Below are 17559 nucleotides of genomic sequence, written 5' to 3'. Positions count from 1 at the left end.
CAATTTCAGCGGTTTCCTGCCTACTGTAAATGACGGATAACGGAACGCATTCATACGCCAATCGTATGGGTCTGGAAGTGCTCGATCAGCTCGCTGACCAGCGGGTTGGGCCGTTCGGTGTTCCAGGCGACTGCGGTGGTCACCACGTTGAGTTTCTGCGTCAGGGCGCGCAGCACTACGTTGTCCGGCGCCAGTTTTTTCAGCGCTGCCGGCACCAGCGCAATGCCCTGGCCGCAGCTGACAAAGGCGATTTGCGAGGCCACCGAGCGCACTTCGTGCAGGACCCGTGGCGAGAAACCACTGGCACGGCAGGTGGCGATGAGGTTATCGAAGTACACCGGGCTGACCTTGCGCGAAAACATTACCAGCGGCTCGCTGGCCAAGCTCGACAGGCTGATGCGCGTGCGCGACGCCAAGGGGTGATTGCTGGGCAAGGCCACCATCAGGCGATCCTCGCGCAGCGGCAGCGACTGGATTGCCTGGCCGAGGTCGCCATCCAACCGGGCGAAGGCCAGGTCGATATCACCCGCTTCCAGGGCTGGCACCGCCTCGACGCTGTCGATCTCGCGCACCGACACGGTGAGGTGCGGGTAGCGTTGCTTGAGTTGGTCGATCAAGCCGGGCAACACATCGAACATCGCCGTGGAAATCGCGCCGATGGTCAGCATGCCGGACTGCCCCGCTACCGCCTCTTCCACTGCCAGCTCCAGGCGCTCCAACTGCTCGGCAAACTTGCGCACCGCCGGCAGGATCGCCGCGCCCACCGGCGTCAACTTCGCCCCACGCCGCGAACGCTCGAACAAGGTGACCTTGAGCGCCTGCTCCAGCACCTGGATTTGCTCGCTCAACGGCGGCTGCGACATCCCGAGACGCTTGGCGGCGCGGCCGAAGTTCTGCTCTTCGGCAACGGCGAGGAACAGCCAGAGGTGGCGAATCAGGCGGAAGTTGATCATGGGCGGTCCATAGGCTGTGCGTATGTAATGATGCGTTGATCGCCAATATACCTATCATTGATGTCGACCGGCATGGGTCTTTTGATCACCGGTTTCCTCGGGCGCGTTAAGGGGCTCGGATTCCAGCCACCCCACCGCCCAACTGTGGGAGTTGTCGAGCCCCAGCGAGGCTGCGAAGGCGGCGGCACTGACAACCCTTCAGTGCCTGACCCACCGCCTTCGCGGCCTCGCTAAAGCTCGACGGCTCCCACAGGAGAGCGCCTGTGTGAGTGGGATCTTCTGCAGCAAGCCAGCATAGGGGTTCGCTATATTCAGCAGTATATGAAGGGGATTTGAGCAGCACCTTGCCTCACAGGGTGGTGTGCTGTGTGGCTAGGATTGGAGCAAGCACCGGTTTCGCTGTATGGCTTGGATTCCAGCCACTACACCGCCCAACTGTAGGAGCTGTCGAGCTTTAGCGAGGCTGCGAAGGCGGCAGTACAGACAACCCTTCTGTGCCTGACCCACCGCCTTCGCGGCCTCGCTAAAGCTCGACGGCTCCCACAGGAGAGCGCCTGTGTGGGTGGGATCTTCTGCAGCAAGCCAGCACAGGGGTTCGCGATATTCAGCAGTATATGAAGGGGATTTGAGCAGCACCTTGCCCCACAGGGAGGTGTGCTGTGTGGCTGGGATTTGAGCAAGCACCGGGTTTCGCTGTATGGCTTGGATTCCAGCCACCCCACCGCCCAACTGTAGGAGCTGTCGAGCTTTAGCGAGGCTGCGAAGGCGGCAGTACAGACAACCCTTCTGTGCCTGACCCACCGCCTTCGCGGCCTCGCTAAAGCTCGACGGCTCCCACAGGAGAGCGCCTGTGTGAGTGGGATCTTCTGCAGCAAGCCAGCACAGGGGTTCGCTATATTCAGCAGTATATGAAGGGGATTTGAGCAAGCACCGGGTTTCGCTGTATGGCTTGGATTCCAGCCACCCCACCGCCCAACTGTAGGAGCTGTCGAGCTTTAGCGAGGCTGCGAAGGCGGCAGTACTGACACTCCTTCTTTGCCTGACCCACCGCCTTCGCGGCCTCGCTAAAGCTCGACGGCTCCCACAGGGAGGTGTGCTGTGTGGCTGGGATTTGAGCAAGCACCGGGTTTCGCTGTATGGCTTGGATTCCAGCTACCCCACCGCCCCACTGTGGGAGTTGTCGAGCCCCAGCGAGGCTGCGAAGGCGGCGGCACTGACTGGCCCTTCTGTGCCTGACACACCGCCTTCGCGGCCTGGCTAAAGCTCGACGGCTCCCACAGGAGGATGAGTCACCATCCAGTCCAGGAACGCCTGCAGCAGGGTACAGAACTGGTCGCCCGCCGCACTCGGGTTCCTGGCTTCAAACAGAAAGAACGCCACATGAGTGACCCTCGCCGGGTACCGCTGGACGAACAGCGCCACATATTCTTCCAGCGTCTGCGGCCATGTCACTGCCGACTCAGCACTGAAGACATGCGTCGCCCTGATCAACTTGCGCGACGCCTCGCGCTGCAAGCGAAGGCGCTCCTGCTCAGTGCCGGCCTGTGCGATGCGGGTGAGGTAAGCACTCAACACCTCGGCGAAGTCCGCATTCACCGCTGACGCAATCTCTCGGCAGGGCCGAAACCGCTCGAACTGCAGCGACAGGTCGTCACCCCACAGGCAGCGGCAGTGATGCTTGAGCCAGAAACCCCAACTGTTGCGGTGTTCAGCCGACAACACCTGCGCACGGTTGCCGATATCGAAATCTATCTTGATGACCTCGGGATGCCGCCGCTCCAGCGCAAGGCGCAGCACCTCCAGTTGCTGCACACTCTGCGCAGTCGGCGGCTCGCGCAGCACCAGCGTCAGGTCCAGGTCGCTGACACCCGGTGTGGCCTCGCCGCGCGCGACACTGCCATACAGGTAAATACCGTCCAGCCCCAACGACGGCAGCGACAACGAGCTGCACACATCCGCCAGCAACGCCTGGAACGCCGGCTGCACGGGCACCTGGCCTACCGTCAGGATAAAGCCCTCGGCATCAAGGCCGGTGGAATGTACGGTACTCACGGACGATGCACCTCGATCACCAGCCCTTCTTCCGCACTCGGCACACAGAAATGGCGGGTGATCAGCTCAAACTCGGCATCGGTGGCGGCGAAGTCATGCTCGCCACGTGCATTGCGTGCGTGCAGCCGCGCGCGGCAGGTGGCGTCATCGAGTTCCAGGTAATGCAGGCAGTGCGGCGCCCCGGCGGCCTGCGCCAACCCCAGCAGTGCTACGCGATTGGCCAGGGTGTTGGCAGGAAAATCCAGTACCACATTGACGCCTGCTCCCAGCAGATCAACCACCAGCGGCCCCAACACCGCTTGAATCCGTTGGGCGCAGCGCAGGTAGTCGGCGATCGACAGCACTTCACCCGGGTATAAGCGGGCAAGCCAGGCATCTTCGCTGAGCAGGATGGCCGCGTGCTCGGCCGCCAAGGTCTTGGCCAGTGTCGACTTACCGGCGGCGATCTTGCCGCACAGCAGGTGCAGGGTAGGCATGGGCACAGCTCCATTGTCTGAATCAAGGACGCCAACGCTGCCACATTTTTGCCCCGCGTGTCGAAGCACAGCGATGCACGCTCGATCAATTAAGTTGAATTCCTGCGTTTACAGGGCGGTCACCTATAAGGACGACAGCGAGACGACAACGCAATGGAGGTGGTTATGAACCTTGCAATGACACTCTTCAGCCTGTTTGCCGGTTGGATGGCTATTGTGATTTCAATGATGTGGGGCGTACTGCGGGTGCTGCGCTGGCACCATGATTAGCACGCCGGATGGGCGCTACTTTGTGGTCAAGGGCCAACTCTGGCGCTGCACGGACCCGGCGCTGGATGACGCCACGCGACAACGCTGGGTCAATGACTTGATGGATGCCCGCCGCGCGGTCAAGGCGGCCAAGGCCAGCGGCGATCCCCAACAACTCAAGGCAGCACGCCAACAGGTGCAGCGCGCCAAGGTCGCCCTCGGCGAGCGCGGTCCCGTGTGGTGGACCGATGGCAGTCCCGATTTCAATCGGTGCCAGGTTGCCAACACGCCCTATGCCGCCTGGTTCGAAAAACATCTCGACACGAAACCCCACTGAACTTTCTTACAAACGGCACGTTCCTTTCCTATGCGAAGTCATCGCGCCCCTGAGCCCATGGGCGCAGAACGATAAGGAGCCGCCCCCCCCATGACCACCCTCCCCACCTACCGCAACACCCCAGGGCCGCTGCATGCGACGTTGCTCGCCGGCAGCGTCCCGCTGTTTCTCGGGGCCTTGCTCAGTGACATTGCCTACGGCCAGACCTACCAGATTCAATGGGCCAACTTCGCTTCCTGGCTGATCGCCGGCGCGTTGGTGTTCAGCGGTTTTGCCCTGCTGTTCGCACTGGTCAATCTGCTGCGCGCCCGGCCCAAGGCAGGGCGCCCGACCGTGTACTTCCTGCTGTTGCTCGCGGCCTGGGTAGTGGGGCTGGTCAACGCCTTCCAGCATGCCAAGGACGCCTACGCCATGATGCCCACGGGCCTGGTGCTGTCGGCGATCGTCACGCTGCTGGCGGTGGCGGCGACGTGGACCGGCCTGACCAACCTGCGCTCGGGAGATGCCCAATGAAAACGTCCAGCACCCTGACCGTATTGAGTGCAGCGCTGCTGCTGAGCGCCTGCGGTGGCGAAGGTGACAAGACCCAGGCCCGCGGCCCCGACCCGAAGTTGCCGGAGCAGCAAAGCAGCCTGCTGCCGAGCATGAAGATCGCCGAACCAACGCCATGGGGCGAACAGAAACCCCAGGTCCCCGAGGGCTACAGCGTCACCGCCATTGCCACCGACCTGGCCATCCCGCGCCAGACCCTGGTGCTGCCCAACGGCGACATCCTTATCGCCGAAGGCCGTGGCGGCAGCGCGGCCAAGCTCAAGCCCAAGGACGTGATCGCCAGCGTGATCAAGGCCGAGGGCAACACCAAGGTCAAGGGCGGCAACCGCCTGACCCTGCTGCGGGATGCCAACGGTGATGGCACCTACGAACTGAAGACCGTGTTCGCCGACAACCTCAACGCGCCCTACGGCCTGGCGTTTGCCGACGGCAAGCTCTACGTCGCCAACCAGGACGCGCTGGTGCGCTTCGATTACGTCGACGGCCAGACCAAAGCCAGCGGGCCGCCGACCAAGGTCACCGACCTGCCGGCGCAGATCAACCACCACTGGACCAAATCCCTGGCCGTGAGCGCCGATGGCCGCCAGCTCTACGTGGGCATCGGCTCGAACAGCAACATCACCGAACGCGGCATGGAAGTCGAAATCGACCGCGCCATGGTCTGGCAGATCGACGCGCAAACCGGCGCCCACAAGCCCTACGCCACCGGCTTGCGCAACCCGACGGCGTTGACCATCCAGCCTGATTCCGGGCAACTGTGGACGGTGGTCAACGAACGCGACGAGCTGGGCCCGGACCTGGTGCCCGACTACCTGACTTCAGTACGCGAAGGCGCCTTCTACGGCTGGCCCTACAGCTACTGGGGCCAGAACGTCGACCCGCGCGCCCAACCACAGAACCCGGCGAAAGTCGCTGCCGCGATCAAGCCGGACTACAGCCTGGGCTCTCACGTGGCGGCACTCGGCGTGGACTTCTCCATCCCGGCCCTGGGCGAGAAATTCTCCGACGGTGTGTTTGTCGGCGAACACGGCAGTTGGAACCGCGACAACCCTGTGGGCTACAAAGTGATCTTCGTGCCGTTCAGCAATGGCAAGCCTTCCGGCGATCCGATCGACTTCGCCACCGGTTTTCGCGGCGACGACGGCAAGACCCGCGGGCGTCCGGTGGGCGTGACGGTGGACCCCAAAGGTGCGTTGATCATCGCCGACGACCTGGCCAACACCGTTTGGCGGGTGACACGTAACCGCTGAGTAAAATGTTTGACTTGGTTGCCTGAAGCAACAATATAATTGCCTCAGGCAACCATTCGAGCATCCGCCATGTCTACACCCCAGCTTGTCGAACGCGCCGGCATCGTGCGCGGCTTCAACCGCTTCTATACCCACCAGATCGGCGTGCTGCAGGAACACCTGCTGCAGAGCGATTTCTCCCTGACCGAAATCCGTGTGATGTACGAGTTGTCATCGCGAGGCGACCTGACCAGCGCCGACCTGTGCCAGATGCTCAGCCTCGACGCGGGTTACCTGAGCCGGCTGACCAGCGGCCTGGAAAAAAACCGCCTGATCCAGAAAGTCCGTTCGCCCACCGACGCACGTGCGGTGCTGTTGCACCTCAGTGATCTGGGCCGCGCCGTACTGGCCCCGCTGGAGCAGCAGACGCAGAACGAAGTCATCGCCCTGCTCGATGCCCTGCCCGACGCCCAGCAACGCCAACTCACCGGCGCGATGCAACGCATCCAGGCCCTGCTGCAAGGCACTGCGCCGACCTACCTGCTGCGCGACCCGCAACCTGGCGACATGGGCCTGGTGGTGCAACAGCAGTCGGCCTTGTACGCGCGTGAATATGGCTGGAACTGGGAATTCGAGGCGCTGGTGGCGGAGATTGTCGCCAAGTACCTGCGCGAGTTTGACCCAACGTGCGAGCGCTGCTGGATTGCGGAAAAGGACGGCGAGGTGGTGGGTTCGGTGTTTGTGGTGCGCCATGACGCCACCACCGCCAAGTTGCGCATGCTGTATGTCGACGCCAGCGCCCGAGGCATGGGCATTGGCCAGCGGCTGGTGGATGAATGCCTGCGTTTTGCCCGGCAGGCCGGCTATACAAGCATGCTGCTGTGGACGGTGAACATCCTCACCGACGCGCGCAAGCTGTATCAGAAGGCGGGCTTCGAACTGACCGAGGAGGAACCCACCGTCAGTTTCGGCAAGACCCTGGTCAGTGAGACATGGGTACGCGCCCTGTAGAAAAATACCTCCCGCGCTGTACTCGGCGCGGGAGGCCAGGCGTTACAAATCAGTGATTTCCTTGTGGCGCGGCACCAGCGCTTTCATCACGCTCCACGCTACCAGGTAGGCCAGTGCACAAATCGCGAACATGATCATATAGCCGGTATGGATATCGTTGATCGACTTGTAGTAATCAAATACCCAGCCGCCGATCTTGGTCATCACCACCCCGCCGATACCGCCGGCCATGCCGCCGATGCCGACCACCGAGGCCACGGTTTTCTGCGGGAACATGTCGGACACGGTGGTGAAGATATTGCACGACCACGCCTGATGCGCCGACGCCCCAACCCCGATCAGCAGCACCGGCACCCAGAAGCTGATGTAGCCCAGCGGCTGCGCCAGCAATACCACCAGCGGGAACAGCGCGATCACCAGCATGGCTTTCATGCGACCGTCGTACGGTGCGTCGCCGCGCGCCATGAAGTAGCTGGGGAACCAGCCGCCGCCGATGCTGCCGACCATGGTCATGCTGTACAGCACCGCCAGGGGCATGACGATGTCGGCGCCTTTCATGCCGTATTGCGCGGACAGGTAGGTGGGCAGCCAGAACAGGAAGAACCACCACACGCCGTCAGTCATGAACTTGCCGAAGGCGAAGGCCCAGGTCTGGCGGTAGGTGAGCAATTTGAACCACGAGACTTTTTTCTCCGGCGTGCCGGCCGGCGCCGCCGTGAACGGCTGCACGGTCTGGTCGCTGCGGATATACGCCAGCTCTTCAGCGGACAGGCGTTTTTGCTGGTCGGGTTTTTCGTACAGCGCCGACCACACCGCCACCCACACGAAGCCCAACATGCCGATCACCATGAAGGCGGCTTCCCAGCCCCACAGGCCGGCAATCAATGGCACGCAGATGGGGGCCAGGATCGCGCCTACGTTGGCGCCGGAGTTGAAGATACCGGTGGCCAGCGAGCGTTCTTTCTTCGGGAAGTACTCGGCAGTGGCCTTGATCGCGATCGGGAAGTTACCCGCCTCGCCAATCGCCAGTACCGCGCGGGAGAGCATGAAGCCGGCAATCGACACCGGAATCACCGCCAGCCCGATCGCCCCGCTGACCGTCGCGATGCCCTCGCCCATCGGCACCGCGAACGCGTGCATGATTGCGCCGGTGGACCAGATGCCAATCGCCACGACATACGCGGCCTTGGTGCCGATCTTGTCGACGAAGCGCCCGGCGAACAGCATCGAAATCGCGTAGACGAACTGGAACACAGCGGCAATGTTGGCGTAGTCGGTGTTGCTCCAGCCAAATTGCGTCGACAACTGCGGCGCCAGCAGGCTGAGCACCTGGCGGTCGAGGTAGTTGACGGTGGTCGCGAAAAACAACATCGCACAGATGGTCCAGCGATAGTTGCCTACCGCCTGGCCAACGCGGTGGGCGTTGATGGGCTCATTCAAGTTCATGGCATCACTTTTTATTTTTGTTAGTCAGGACATATGTAACGTCATATGTCGTCGTACAACTATGACTTTTATAGCGGGCTGCCTAACGGCTGTCAATCTGAAAGATTGCGGTTTTTGTGGGGCATCACACCGGTGTGAAAACTGTCAGGCACGACAAGTTGTAGGATGACGCACGCACATGACCACGCTCGGGGCTTGGCCGGGTACGTCATCGAGTTCACCGAATGGCTGCATGCCGACTTTCTCCAGCACGCGAATCGAAGCGGCATGGTCCGGCCGCACCAAACCGAACACGGCGGGTAGCCCCAGGGTGTCAAACGCCAGCCTCAGCGCATCGCGCGCGACTTCAGTGGCATAGCCCTGCCCCCAGGCCTCCACGGCAAAGCGATAACCCAGGTTGATGCGCGGTTGCGTGAGGTAGTTCAGCGGCGCAATACCGCCGAACCCGATGATGTGCGCCGGCGCTTCGCGCCGAGCAATCGCCCACCAGCCATAGCCATGCGCCGCCCATTGCTGCAGCCAGTGATCGAGCAGGCGCTGGGCCGCTGCCAGGTCTTGCATCGGGCCGGCCGGGTTGAAGAGGTTGGTTTGCGGGTCACCGAAGATCGCGAACAATCGCGCCACATCCGTGGGCTGGGGCTGGCGGTAGGTAAGGCGTGGGGCGGTCATCGGCTAGCTCTCGTTTCTGTTTGTAGATAGAAGTGTGGCTGTTTGCGGCACACCGACCTGTGGTGAGCTGACTTATGCTGAGCAGGCTTGTTGTGGTGAGCGGGCTTGCCCCGCGTTGGGCTGCGCAGCAGCCCCATAAGTACCCCCTTTAAACATCAGGTATACCGTGGCGCCTGGTTTTGGGGCTGCTGCGCAGCCCAACGCGGGGCAAGCCCGCTCGCCACAAAAAAATCCAGTTCACTACAAAAAAATCCAGCTCACTATAAAGAAAGCTAGTTCACTACAAAGACAGCCAGCTCACTACAAAGACAGCCAGCTCACTACAAAAGAAGCCAGCTCGCTACGAAGAAAGCCAGCTCACCCCAAACCAATCCCCCCATAAAACCCAATCGGTTTAAAACCAGTTTCCCCGCCAAGCAAAAAAACACAAATAGTGGTGAATTATTTCGTGTCCCCTTGTATCTGAAGTGACAGAGCGGTGCCATCGCAACGATGGCACCTCCCCTGTTCTGCTTTAGAGTGGCCCGCATGAAATTACGTAAGAAAAGCGTCAAACCCATCGGATTGAAAGACATCACCATCGTCGACGACACCAAGATGCGCAAGGCGATCACCGCCGCCGCCCTGGGTAACGCCATGGAATGGTTCGACTTCGGTGTCTACGGGTTCGTCGCCTATGTGTTGGGTAAAGTGTTCTTCCCGGACGCCTCGCCCAGCGTCCAAATGATCGCCGCCCTAGCTACCTTCTCCGTGCCTTTCCTGATTCGTCCGCTGGGCGGCCTGTTCTTCGGCGCGTTGGGGGATAAATACGGGCGACAGAAAGTCCTCGCCGCGACCATCGTGATCATGTCGCTGAGTACCTTCGCCATCGGCTTGATTCCAGGCTACGCCTCCATCGGCATCTGGGCACCGATCCTGTTGCTGCTGTGCAAGATGGCCCAGGGATTCTCGGTGGGCGGCGAGTACACCGGCGCGTCGATTTTCGTTGCCGAATATGCGCCAGACCGCAAGCGCGGCTTCCTCGGCAGCTGGCTGGATTTTGGCTCGATTGCCGGCTTCGTGCTGGGTGCGGGTGTAGTGGTGCTGATCTCCAGCGTGCTCGGCGAAGCGGACTTCGAAGCCTGGGGCTGGCGCCTGCCGTTCTTCCTGGCCCTGCCCCTGGGCATCATCGGCCTGTACCTGCGCCATGCGCTGGAAGAGACCCCGGCGTTCCAACAACATGTCGACAAGCTTGAACAAGGCGACCGCGAAGGCCTGACCCACGGCCCGAAAGTGTCGTTCAAGGAAATCGCCACCAAGCATTGGCGCAGCCTGCTGACCTGCATCGGTATCGTCGCGGCCACCAACGTGACGTACTACATGCTGCTCACGTACATGCCCAGCTACCTCTCGCACAACCTGCACTACGCCGAAAACAGCGGCGTGCTGATCATCATCGCGATCATGGTCGGCATGCTGTTCGTGCAGCCGTTCATTGGCTTTGTCAGTGACAAGATCGGCCGCAAGCCTTTCATCATCGCCGGCAGCATCGGCCTGCTGTTCCTGGCCATCCCGGCGTTCATGCTGATCACCAGCGGCAAGACCGGGCTGATCTTCGCTGGCCTGCTGATCCTCGCGGTCGTGCTGAACTTCTTTATTGGCGTGATGGCTTCGACGCTGCCCGCGATGTTCCCCACCCACCTGCGCTACAGCGCGCTGGCCAGTGCGTTCAACGTGTCGGTATTGATCGCCGGCGTGACGCCAACCGCCGTGGCCTGGCTGGTGGAAAGCACCAATGACCTGTTCATGCCCGCCTACTACCTGATGGTGTTTGCCGTGATCGGCCTGATCACTGGCCTGACCATGAAGGAAACCGCCAACAAGCCTTTGCGCGGCGCAGCCCCGGCCGCCTCGGACATGGAAGAAGCCAAGGAACTCCTGCAGGAGCACCACGACAATATCGAGCAGAAAATCGAAGACATCGATGCCGAGATTGCCGCCCTGGAAGCCAAGCGCCAGAACCTGGTGCAGCAGCATCCACGGATTAATTAAGCCCTTACCCGGCGTGGCGGCCCCGGCCGCCGCGCCATTGGAGTGTCAAGCATGGTTTCAAGCGTCACCGCTGCACAATCGCTACTCAGCGCCGATGAACGCGCTGCCATCGCCGAAATAGAAGCCACCACCAGCATCCTGCAATTGGTCACCCGCCTGACCGGCATGCGCTTTGCCGGCATCGCCAAATTCACCGACCTGGAATGGATCGTCTGCTCCGTGCATGACACGGTCGACATGGGCATCCACGTCGACGACGTCCTCGACCTCGAAACCACCCTGTGCAGCGAGTTCTGCATCGACCCCCAGGCCCTGTTCATTCCGCAGATCAGCGACAACGGCCGCTTTGCATCGCGCCCGGTGGTCAAGCAATACGCGATCGAGAGCTACGCCGGTGCGCCGATCTTCCTGCCCGACGGCCGCCTGTTTGGCGCGCTGTGCGCACTGGATTCGCGGTCGATGCTGTTTGATGACCCCAACCTGCCGGAAACCCTCAGCCTGTTTGCACGCCTGATCGGCTGCATTTTCTACGCTAATCTGACCCCCGCAGATCAGTGACCGCCGCCTTGCCACGCAACGCGGCCATGTCGCGTTTGGGTGGCACGCCAAACAGGCGGCTGTATTCGCGACTGAACTGTGACGGGCTTTCATAGCCAACCTTGAACGCAGCACTGGACACGTCCTGATGCTCGTTCAACATCAAGCGCCGCGCCTCGTTCAGGCGCAGCCATTTCTGATACTGCAATGGACTCATCGCCGTCAGCTGGCGAAAGTGATGGTGAAAGGTCGCGGCACTCATTTGCACGCGCGCGGCCAATTCATCTACGCGCAAAGGGCCGTGGTAATTGAGTTTCAGCCAGTCGATTGCCCGGGCAATCCGGTAACCCTGGCCGTCCACCGAACAGATCTGTCGAAGCGCGCCGCGCTACCTGAAAAAATGACTCGGCGTCTTGCCAAACTGTTTCTTGAACATGCTGGTAAAGGCGCTCGGGCTGTCATAACCCAGCTCCAGGGCCACGTCGATGATCTTCTCTCCCACCGCAATACGCTCCAGCGCCAGCAGCAGCCGTGCCTGCTGGCGCCACTGGCCGAAAGTCATGCCGGTTTCCTTGCGGAACAGGCGCTGGATGGTTTTCTGGTCCAGGGCCAGGCGCTCGCTCCAGTCGGCCACGGTGGAGGCATCACCCGGATCCTCCTGCCACGCCTCGCAGATCTGATTGATGCGCGCGTCGGCGGGCTGCGGCAACGACAGCGGCAACGCTGGCAGCAGCGCCAGTTCGTCGAGGATCAGGTGCATGATCCGCGCATCCCGCGAATCCTCGGCGTACGGCGGCTTGAGGCTGACCGAGGCCTTGATCAGTTCGCTCAGCAGCGGCGAAATGCTGACTGCCTTGGTCTCGGTCGGCAGGTTGGGAAAACTGTCGGGGCGCACAAACACGCTGCGCATTTTCAGCGCACCCACGCAACGCAGTGAATGCACCTGCCCGCTGGGCATCCAGAAACCGCGATTGGGCGGCACCGTCCACTGGTTATGCGCCGAATGCACCACCATTACGCCTTCGGTGGCGTACAACAGCTGGTGCTTTTCGTGGCGATGGTCGGGGATCACCCAGTTTTCCGGGTAGTCGGTGGCCGAGCTGATCACGGCCCAGTCGCCCGCATCGATCTCCTGCAGAAAAACATCAAGTGATTTAATCATTTCGCCCTTTTTGCGATGGTTGCTTCCCGAATTACGCGAGACAGGCATTTTCGGCGACTCTAGCATAACCATCGAAACAATTTGAAATGGACAGCCTGCTCAAGTACGGGCTGTCCCTGATCGCTGCCTTGTATGGAATGCCTGCATGTCGACCTTGACCGCATCACCTGCTGCCACCTCGAGTCCGCCTCAAGTAAGCCCGTTAGTCATGCGTATCCTCGGCGCCTGCGCCCTGGCGCATCTGATCAACGACCTGATCCAGGCCGTACTGCCCTCGATCTACCCGATGCTCAAGGCCAATTACGGGCTGAGCTTCACCCAGGTCGGCCTGATCACCCTGACATTCCAGCTGACCGCCTCGCTGCTGCAACCGTGGATCGGCTACCACACCGACCGTCATCCCAAGCCGTGGCTGCTGCCGGCCGGCATGGTGTGCACGCTGATCGGCATCCTGATGCTGGCGTTTGTCGGCAGCTTCCCGGCGATTCTGCTGGCGGCAGGCCTGGTGGGCGTCGGCTCGTCGACCTTCCACCCGGAAACTTCGCGCGTCGCGCGCCTGGCTTCCGGTGGGCGCTACGGCCTGGCGCAATCAACCTTCCAGGTCGGCGGCAATACCGGCAGTGCCCTCGGCCCGTTGCTCGCGGCGGCGATCATCATTCCCTACGGCCAGGGCCATATCGCCTGGTTCGGCCTGTTTGCGGTGTTCGCGATCCTGGTGCTCTATGGCTTGAGCCGCTGGTACCGCAACCACCTCAACCTGTTCAAGCTCAAGCAAGGCAGCAAAGCCACCCACGGCCTGTCGAAACGCCGGGTGACGTTTGCCCTGGTGGTGCTGGCGGTGCTGGTGTTCTCCAAGTACTTCTACATGTCCAGCCTGACCAGCTACTTCACCTTCTACCTGATCGAGAAATTCAACCTGTCGGTGGCCAATTCGCAGCTGTACCTGTTCCTGTTCCTCGGTGCAGTAGCAGCGGGCACGTTTTTTGGCGGCCCGATTGGCGACAAGATCGGCCGCAAGAAAGTCATCTGGTTCTCGATCCTCGGCGCCGCGCCCTTCACTCTCGCCCTGCCCTATGTCGATCTGTTCTGGACCGCCGTGCTCAGCGTGGTGATCGGCTTTATCCTGGCCTCGGCCTTTTCGGCCATCGTGGTGTTCGCCCAGGAACTGGTGCCAGGCAACGTCGGCATGATCGCCGGGGTGTTCTTCGGCCTGATGTTCGGCTTCAGCGGGATCGGCGCGGCCTTGCTCGGCCTGCTCGCCGATAACCATGGCATCGAGTATGTCTACAAGCTGTGCTCGTTCCTGCCGCTGGTGGGCATCCTGACCATCCTGTTGCCGTCGACCAAAGGCGTCTAGACCGCCGGTCATCGGATGGCTGTGTGCCATCACCCTAAGTGTTCTGAAAAACCTGCGTGTGCGCTTACAATCCCGGTTTAAACGCACACCCAGGCAGACCCGGCACGAAATGACGCTCGACCCTCCCACGATTTTGGCACTCACCGTTGCCCTGGCAGCCGCTGCCGCCCTGTACCTGGCCGTTGAATGGCGCAGCGTACGCGAACCTTCGCTGCTGTTCTGGAGCGCCGGTTTCGCCACCATTACCCTCGGTTCAACCCTGGCCCTGCTGCGCAGCAGCGGTTTCCTGATGATCGGCATCTGGTTCGCCAATGGCCTGCTGGTGGCTGCGCACCTGTTGTTTTTACTCGGCGTGGCGCGGTTCACCCAGGTGCGCCTCTCGCGCCTGTGGTGGCTGCTGCTGGTGGTCTGGCTCGGGATGCTGATGCTGCCGGCTGACCTGCCCTGGTCCAAGGCCATGCTCGGCGTGCAATCGCTGCTGGTGGCGCTGCCGACGCTGCGCGCGAGCTTCCTGCTGCGTCCGCACGGTAAATCGCTGAGCATCGGCGCGGTGCAGCTGCGGTACGTGCTGTTGATCCATGGCGTGTTCTATCTGGCCAAGGCGCTGTCGGTGCTGATCCCCGGCACGTTGATCGACCTGGCCGCGTTCAAGGGCGAAATTATCCAGGTGTCGCTGGTGGAAGGCGCCATGGCGATCATGCTGATCGCACTGTCGATGACCGGCTCGGAACGCTACCGGCGCGAACAACAGATCGCCCGCCTCGCCGCCCGCGACCCGCTGACCGCCCTGTACAACCGCCGCGCCCTCGACTTGCGCGCGCCACGCCTGCTGGCCCAGGTATCACCGGCGCAACCTGGTGCGCTGCTGCTGATCGACATCGATAACTTCAAAGGGGTCAACGACCTTTACGGCCACACGGCCGGCGACCGCCTGCTGATCTCCCTGAGCGAGATGATCCGCAGTGTGGTGCCCCGTGGCGCATTGGCCGCACGCCTGGGCGGTGACGAATTTGTGATCCTGCTCACCCCGGCGTCGAGCGAGCAGATCATCGAACTGGGCAGCAGCCTGCGCGACCAGTTTTATCAACTGGCCGCGCAGACCGTGCCTACCCCGCAGCCGGTGACCCTGAGCATCGGCGCCAACCTGTTCGACCAACCGCCGGCGAGCCTCACCGCATTGATCGAGCAAGGCGACACCACGTTGTATGAATCCAAGCGTGGCGGGCGCGATAGCATCCGGTTGGTGGACCGCCGGGCGATGCAGGCGCCCTAGTGACGCCGCAATCGGCCCGATGTTGACGCGTCAGCGCCGGTAAGCCAGCGCCTACAGGTCGTAGTTAACGGCCACGCTGCGCCCGGTCTGCACCGACGCCAATGCGCAATCGGCCAGGTGCAGGGCGTACAGGCCGTCGCGCATGCTGGTGGGCAGTGCGTGGCCGTGGTTCAGCGCCTCGATGAACTGCGTCAGCTCATTGCGATAAGCATCGGCGTAGCGCTCCAGGAAGAAGTGCTGCAGCGGTTCCAGCGCCTCGGTGTGTTCGGCGCTCCAGTGGCGCACGGTGCTGGGACGATGGTTATCGGTGAGCAACACGCCGTTGGCGCCGGAAACTTCGACCCGCTGGTCGTACCCGTACACCGCCTGGCGGCAGCAGTTGATATGGCATTGCTTGCCCGAGGCGGTGCGCAGCAAGACCATCACGCTGTCGTAGTCGTCGATCGCTTCCAGGCTCGGGTCCACCAGGCGGCTGGCGATGGCGCTGACTTCCACCGGCTCCTCGCCGAGCAAGTGGCGGGCGGTGTCGAAATCGTGGATGGTCATGTCGCGCAGGATGCCGCCGGAGCGTTCGAGGTAATCGCGGGGCGCGAGGCCGGGGTCGCGGCTGGTGATGATGACCTGGCGCACTGCGCCGATCTGCCCGGCGTCGAGGGCCTGGCGCAGGCGCAGCATGTCGGGGTCGAAGCGCCGGTTGAAGCCGAGCATCACCTTGCCGCCCTGGCGCTCCACCGCTTGGGCGGCGCTGCGGGCCTTGGCGATATCGAGGTCGATGGGCTTCTCGCAGAGCACCGCCTTGCCTTCGGCGACCGCCGCCAGCAGCAGATCGACATGGGTGTCGGTGGGCGTGCCGATCACCACGGCGTCGATGTCCTTGCGCGTCAGCGCGGCGGCGCAATCGTAGGCCGCCTCGCAGCCCAGTTGCGCGCTGAGCGCATCGACGCCTTCGCGCCAGGGATCAGCCACCAGCACCAGCGTGGCATTGGGGTGGGCGGCGACGTTGGCGGCGTGGATCTTGGCGATGCGCCCGGCACCCAGAACGGCGATACGTAGCATGGTCGAACTCCTGATGTTGTTATTGAGGGAGATTCAGTCCGGCAGATTGAACGGCGTGACGATTTGCACCTGTGACGGCGCAATCGGGCCGGCCTTCCATAACCGGTGGTAGTGCAGGATGTGCAGGAACACGTGGCGGGCATCGATCTGCAGGTTGTGATCGATGATCGCAGCGATTTTTTCGTCGAGCAGCAACTGGCGGTTTTCCTGGTCGAGGTCGTGGCCGATAAACACCTCCAGCGGGCGATCAAGCGCGGCGAAGGCATCGACAATCGCGCGGTTGCCGCCGCCGACGCTGTACACCGCTTTGAGGTCGGGATGCTGTTGCAGCGCCTGGGTGACCCGCTCGAACGTGCGCGCATACACGCCATAGCCACCGCTGATATCGAGCACGCGCAAGTGCGGGGCACGCCCGCGTAGCCAGGCACGAAAGCCCATCTCGCGCTCTTCTTCGCCGCGAAACAGCTCGCTGCCGATCACCACCGCGACGTCCTGGGGCTGCGTCGGCAACCAGCGCGACATCAGGTAGGCGGCAGTCTGGCCGGCGGTGCGGTTGTCCATGCCGACGTAGCCGATGCGCTCGCTTTGCGGCAGGTCCGTGACCAGGGTTACCACCGGAATCCCTGCCGCGATCAGTTGCTTGACCGCCTGGTTCACCGCTGGCTCATCGGCCGCCTTGAGCACCACGCCCTGACTGCCGGTGTCGAGGCACCGCAGCAGTTGGTCGTGCATGGCCTGCGGCTCGATTTCTTCGAACAGGTGAAAACGCGGGGCAATCCGAAACGGCGCCAGGCTCGCCAGCTGCGCGGTGATTGCTGCCTGCACCGCCGCGCTGAAGCGTTGCGGGGTGTGCATGATCACGTCGACATGAAACGTGCGTCCCACCGCCAGGCCGTTTTTCTCCTGGGCCTCCAATTCCTCCAGCGCCTGCTCGATCCGCCGCCGGGTCTGCGCGTGCACGCTGCCGCGCTGGTGCAGCACGCGGTCGACCGTGGCTTTGCTCACCCCGGCCTGGGTGGCCAGTTGCTTGATGGAGAAATGTTTTGCGCGTTCGAGCATGGGTTTCGCCTGAGGTGTTTTTGAGGTCTTTTTTGGGCGTTACTGAGGTTTTGCAATGCTAGTCTCAGTTTTGCCCGGCGTCGAGCCGGACGATCCACAACAACAAGAAT

At 62.2% G+C, this 17559-nt stretch carries 16 protein-coding genes and 1 pseudogene; 8 read left to right on the top strand and 9 right to left on the bottom strand.

The window, feature by feature from the left end; genetic code table 11:
* Positions 1-50: 50 nt before the first annotated feature.
* From C9990_RS14235 to C9990_RS14220, 3 genes are all read right to left on the bottom strand, one after another.
* Positions 51-953, bottom strand: a complete 903-nt coding sequence (locus tag C9990_RS14235; protein ID WP_106803673.1) for a LysR family transcriptional regulator — start codon at positions 951-953, stop codon at positions 51-53.
* Between the two features lie 1257 nt (positions 954-2210).
* Complete coding sequence (locus C9990_RS14225) at positions 2211-3005, bottom strand: nucleotidyltransferase domain-containing protein (protein WP_106803671.1); 795 nt, start codon at positions 3003-3005, stop codon at positions 2211-2213.
* The gene (locus tag C9990_RS14220; protein ID WP_106803670.1) at positions 3002-3481 is read right to left on the bottom strand and encodes an ATP-binding protein; all 480 of its coding nucleotides are present in this window, start codon (positions 3479-3481) and stop codon (positions 3002-3004) included. Before C9990_RS14220 ends, C9990_RS14225 begins: the two co-directional genes overlap by 4 nt.
* Positions 3482-3743: 262 nt before the next feature.
* Here C9990_RS14220 and C9990_RS14215 point away from each other — a divergent pair, with 262 nt between their 5' ends.
* From C9990_RS14215 to C9990_RS14200, 4 genes are all read left to right on the top strand, one after another.
* Entirely contained in the window at positions 3744-4067 is a 324-nt protein-coding gene (locus C9990_RS14215; protein WP_065908037.1) for a hypothetical protein, read from the top strand.
* 90 nt (positions 4068-4157) lie between these two features.
* Positions 4158-4580, top strand: coding sequence for a DUF2231 domain-containing protein (locus C9990_RS14210; protein WP_106803669.1), 423 nt, complete (start codon positions 4158-4160; stop codon positions 4578-4580).
* On the top strand, positions 4577-5869 hold the full coding sequence (locus C9990_RS14205) for a sorbosone dehydrogenase family protein (protein WP_106803668.1): 1293 nt from the start codon (positions 4577-4579) through the stop codon (positions 5867-5869). The genes C9990_RS14210 and C9990_RS14205 overlap by 4 nt, the downstream gene beginning before the upstream one ends.
* A 69-nt stretch (positions 5870-5938) precedes the next feature.
* A complete protein-coding gene (locus C9990_RS14200; RefSeq protein ID WP_106803667.1) occupies positions 5939-6859 on the top strand; it encodes a bifunctional helix-turn-helix transcriptional regulator/GNAT family N-acetyltransferase in 921 nt (306 codons plus the stop codon).
* Between the two features lie 42 nt (positions 6860-6901).
* On the opposite strand, the gene C9990_RS14195 is transcribed toward C9990_RS14200, so the two are convergent.
* Both C9990_RS14195 and C9990_RS14190 read right to left on the bottom strand, forming a co-directional pair.
* The gene (locus C9990_RS14195) at positions 6902-8305 is read right to left on the bottom strand and encodes an MFS transporter (protein ID WP_106803666.1); all 1404 of its coding nucleotides are present in this window, start codon (positions 8303-8305) and stop codon (positions 6902-6904) included.
* A gap of 144 nt (positions 8306-8449) precedes the next feature.
* Positions 8450-8974, bottom strand: coding sequence for a GNAT family N-acetyltransferase (locus C9990_RS14190; protein WP_065908027.1), 525 nt, complete (start codon positions 8972-8974; stop codon positions 8450-8452).
* A 528-nt stretch (positions 8975-9502) separates the two neighbouring features.
* Here C9990_RS14190 and proP point away from each other — a divergent pair.
* Entirely contained in the window at positions 9503-11005 is a 1503-nt protein-coding gene (proP, locus tag C9990_RS14185) for a glycine betaine/L-proline transporter ProP (protein ID WP_065908025.1), read from the top strand.
* Between the two features lie 51 nt (positions 11006-11056).
* Complete coding sequence (locus tag C9990_RS14180) at positions 11057-11563, top strand: GAF domain-containing protein (protein ID WP_065908023.1); 507 nt, start codon at positions 11057-11059, stop codon at positions 11561-11563.
* On the opposite strand, the pseudogene C9990_RS14175 reads toward C9990_RS14180, so the two are convergent.
* Both C9990_RS14175 and C9990_RS14170 read right to left on the bottom strand, forming a co-directional pair.
* A pseudogene (locus C9990_RS14175) lies at positions 11538-11927 on the bottom strand (helix-turn-helix domain-containing protein); the annotation flags it as partial. The gene C9990_RS14180 and the pseudogene C9990_RS14175 sit on opposite strands and share 26 nt — an antisense overlap.
* 3 nt (positions 11928-11930) lie before the next feature.
* Complete coding sequence (locus C9990_RS14170; protein ID WP_065908017.1) at positions 11931-12752, bottom strand: helix-turn-helix domain-containing protein; 822 nt, start codon at positions 12750-12752, stop codon at positions 11931-11933.
* 97 nt (positions 12753-12849) lie between these two features.
* On the opposite strand from C9990_RS14170, the gene C9990_RS14165 reads away from it, so the two are divergent.
* Both C9990_RS14165 and C9990_RS14160 read left to right on the top strand, forming a co-directional pair.
* Entirely contained in the window at positions 12850-14061 is a 1212-nt protein-coding gene (locus tag C9990_RS14165) for an MFS transporter (protein ID WP_065908015.1), read from the top strand.
* Between the two features lie 109 nt (positions 14062-14170).
* The gene (locus C9990_RS14160) at positions 14171-15334 is read left to right on the top strand and encodes a GGDEF domain-containing protein (protein WP_106803665.1); all 1164 of its coding nucleotides are present in this window, start codon (positions 14171-14173) and stop codon (positions 15332-15334) included.
* Positions 15335-15385: 51 nt separating this feature from the next.
* Here C9990_RS14160 and iolG read toward each other — a convergent pair whose 3' ends face one another.
* Entirely contained in the window at positions 15386-16390 is a 1005-nt protein-coding gene (gene iolG / locus C9990_RS14155) for an inositol 2-dehydrogenase (protein WP_106803664.1), read from the bottom strand.
* 33 nt (positions 16391-16423) lie between these two features.
* Positions 16424-17449 (bottom strand): LacI family DNA-binding transcriptional regulator, encoded by a 1026-nt coding sequence (locus C9990_RS14150; RefSeq protein WP_106803663.1) that lies wholly within the window; start codon positions 17447-17449, stop codon positions 16424-16426.
* Positions 17450-17559 lie beyond the last annotated feature (110 nt).

The organism is Pseudomonas sp. S5D5, assembly GCF_003013355.1.
Lineage (GTDB): Bacteria > Pseudomonadota > Gammaproteobacteria > Pseudomonadales > Pseudomonadaceae > Aquipseudomonas > Aquipseudomonas aylmerensis.
The sequence above is the reverse complement of the archived record's forward strand: the minus strand, read 5'-3'. Positions and strand labels throughout refer to the sequence as shown.

Excerpts from the sequence above, each read along its gene's own strand:
- C9990_RS14205 (WP_106803668.1), top strand. The coding sequence starts at position 4,577 with ATGAAAACGTCCAGCACCCTGACCGTATTGAGTGCAGCGCTGCTGCTG.
- C9990_RS14165 (WP_065908015.1), top strand. The coding sequence starts at position 12,850 with ATGTCGACCTTGACCGCATCACCTGCTGCCACCTCGAGTCCGCCTCAA.
- proP (WP_065908025.1), top strand. The coding sequence starts at position 9,503 with ATGAAATTACGTAAGAAAAGCGTCAAACCCATCGGATTGAAAGACATC.
- C9990_RS14195 (WP_106803666.1), bottom strand. The coding sequence starts at position 8,305 with ATGAACTTGAATGAGCCCATCAACGCCCACCGCGTTGGCCAGGCGGTA.
- C9990_RS14170 (WP_065908017.1), bottom strand. The coding sequence starts at position 12,752 with ATGCCTGTCTCGCGTAATTCGGGAAGCAACCATCGCAAAAAGGGCGAA.
- C9990_RS14210 (WP_106803669.1), top strand. The coding sequence starts at position 4,158 with ATGACCACCCTCCCCACCTACCGCAACACCCCAGGGCCGCTGCATGCG.
- C9990_RS14150 (WP_106803663.1), bottom strand. The coding sequence starts at position 17,449 with ATGCTCGAACGCGCAAAACATTTCTCCATCAAGCAACTGGCCACCCAG.
- C9990_RS14180 (WP_065908023.1), top strand. The coding sequence starts at position 11,057 with ATGGTTTCAAGCGTCACCGCTGCACAATCGCTACTCAGCGCCGATGAA.
- C9990_RS14190 (WP_065908027.1), bottom strand. The coding sequence starts at position 8,974 with ATGACCGCCCCACGCCTTACCTACCGCCAGCCCCAGCCCACGGATGTG.
- C9990_RS14220 (WP_106803670.1), bottom strand. The coding sequence starts at position 3,481 with ATGCCTACCCTGCACCTGCTGTGCGGCAAGATCGCCGCCGGTAAGTCG.
- C9990_RS14215 (WP_065908037.1), top strand. The coding sequence starts at position 3,744 with ATGATTAGCACGCCGGATGGGCGCTACTTTGTGGTCAAGGGCCAACTC.
- C9990_RS14200 (WP_106803667.1), top strand. The coding sequence starts at position 5,939 with ATGTCTACACCCCAGCTTGTCGAACGCGCCGGCATCGTGCGCGGCTTC.
- iolG (WP_106803664.1), bottom strand. The coding sequence starts at position 16,390 with ATGCTACGTATCGCCGTTCTGGGTGCCGGGCGCATCGCCAAGATCCAC.
- C9990_RS14235 (WP_106803673.1), bottom strand. The coding sequence starts at position 953 with ATGATCAACTTCCGCCTGATTCGCCACCTCTGGCTGTTCCTCGCCGTT.
- C9990_RS14160 (WP_106803665.1), top strand. The coding sequence starts at position 14,171 with ATGACGCTCGACCCTCCCACGATTTTGGCACTCACCGTTGCCCTGGCA.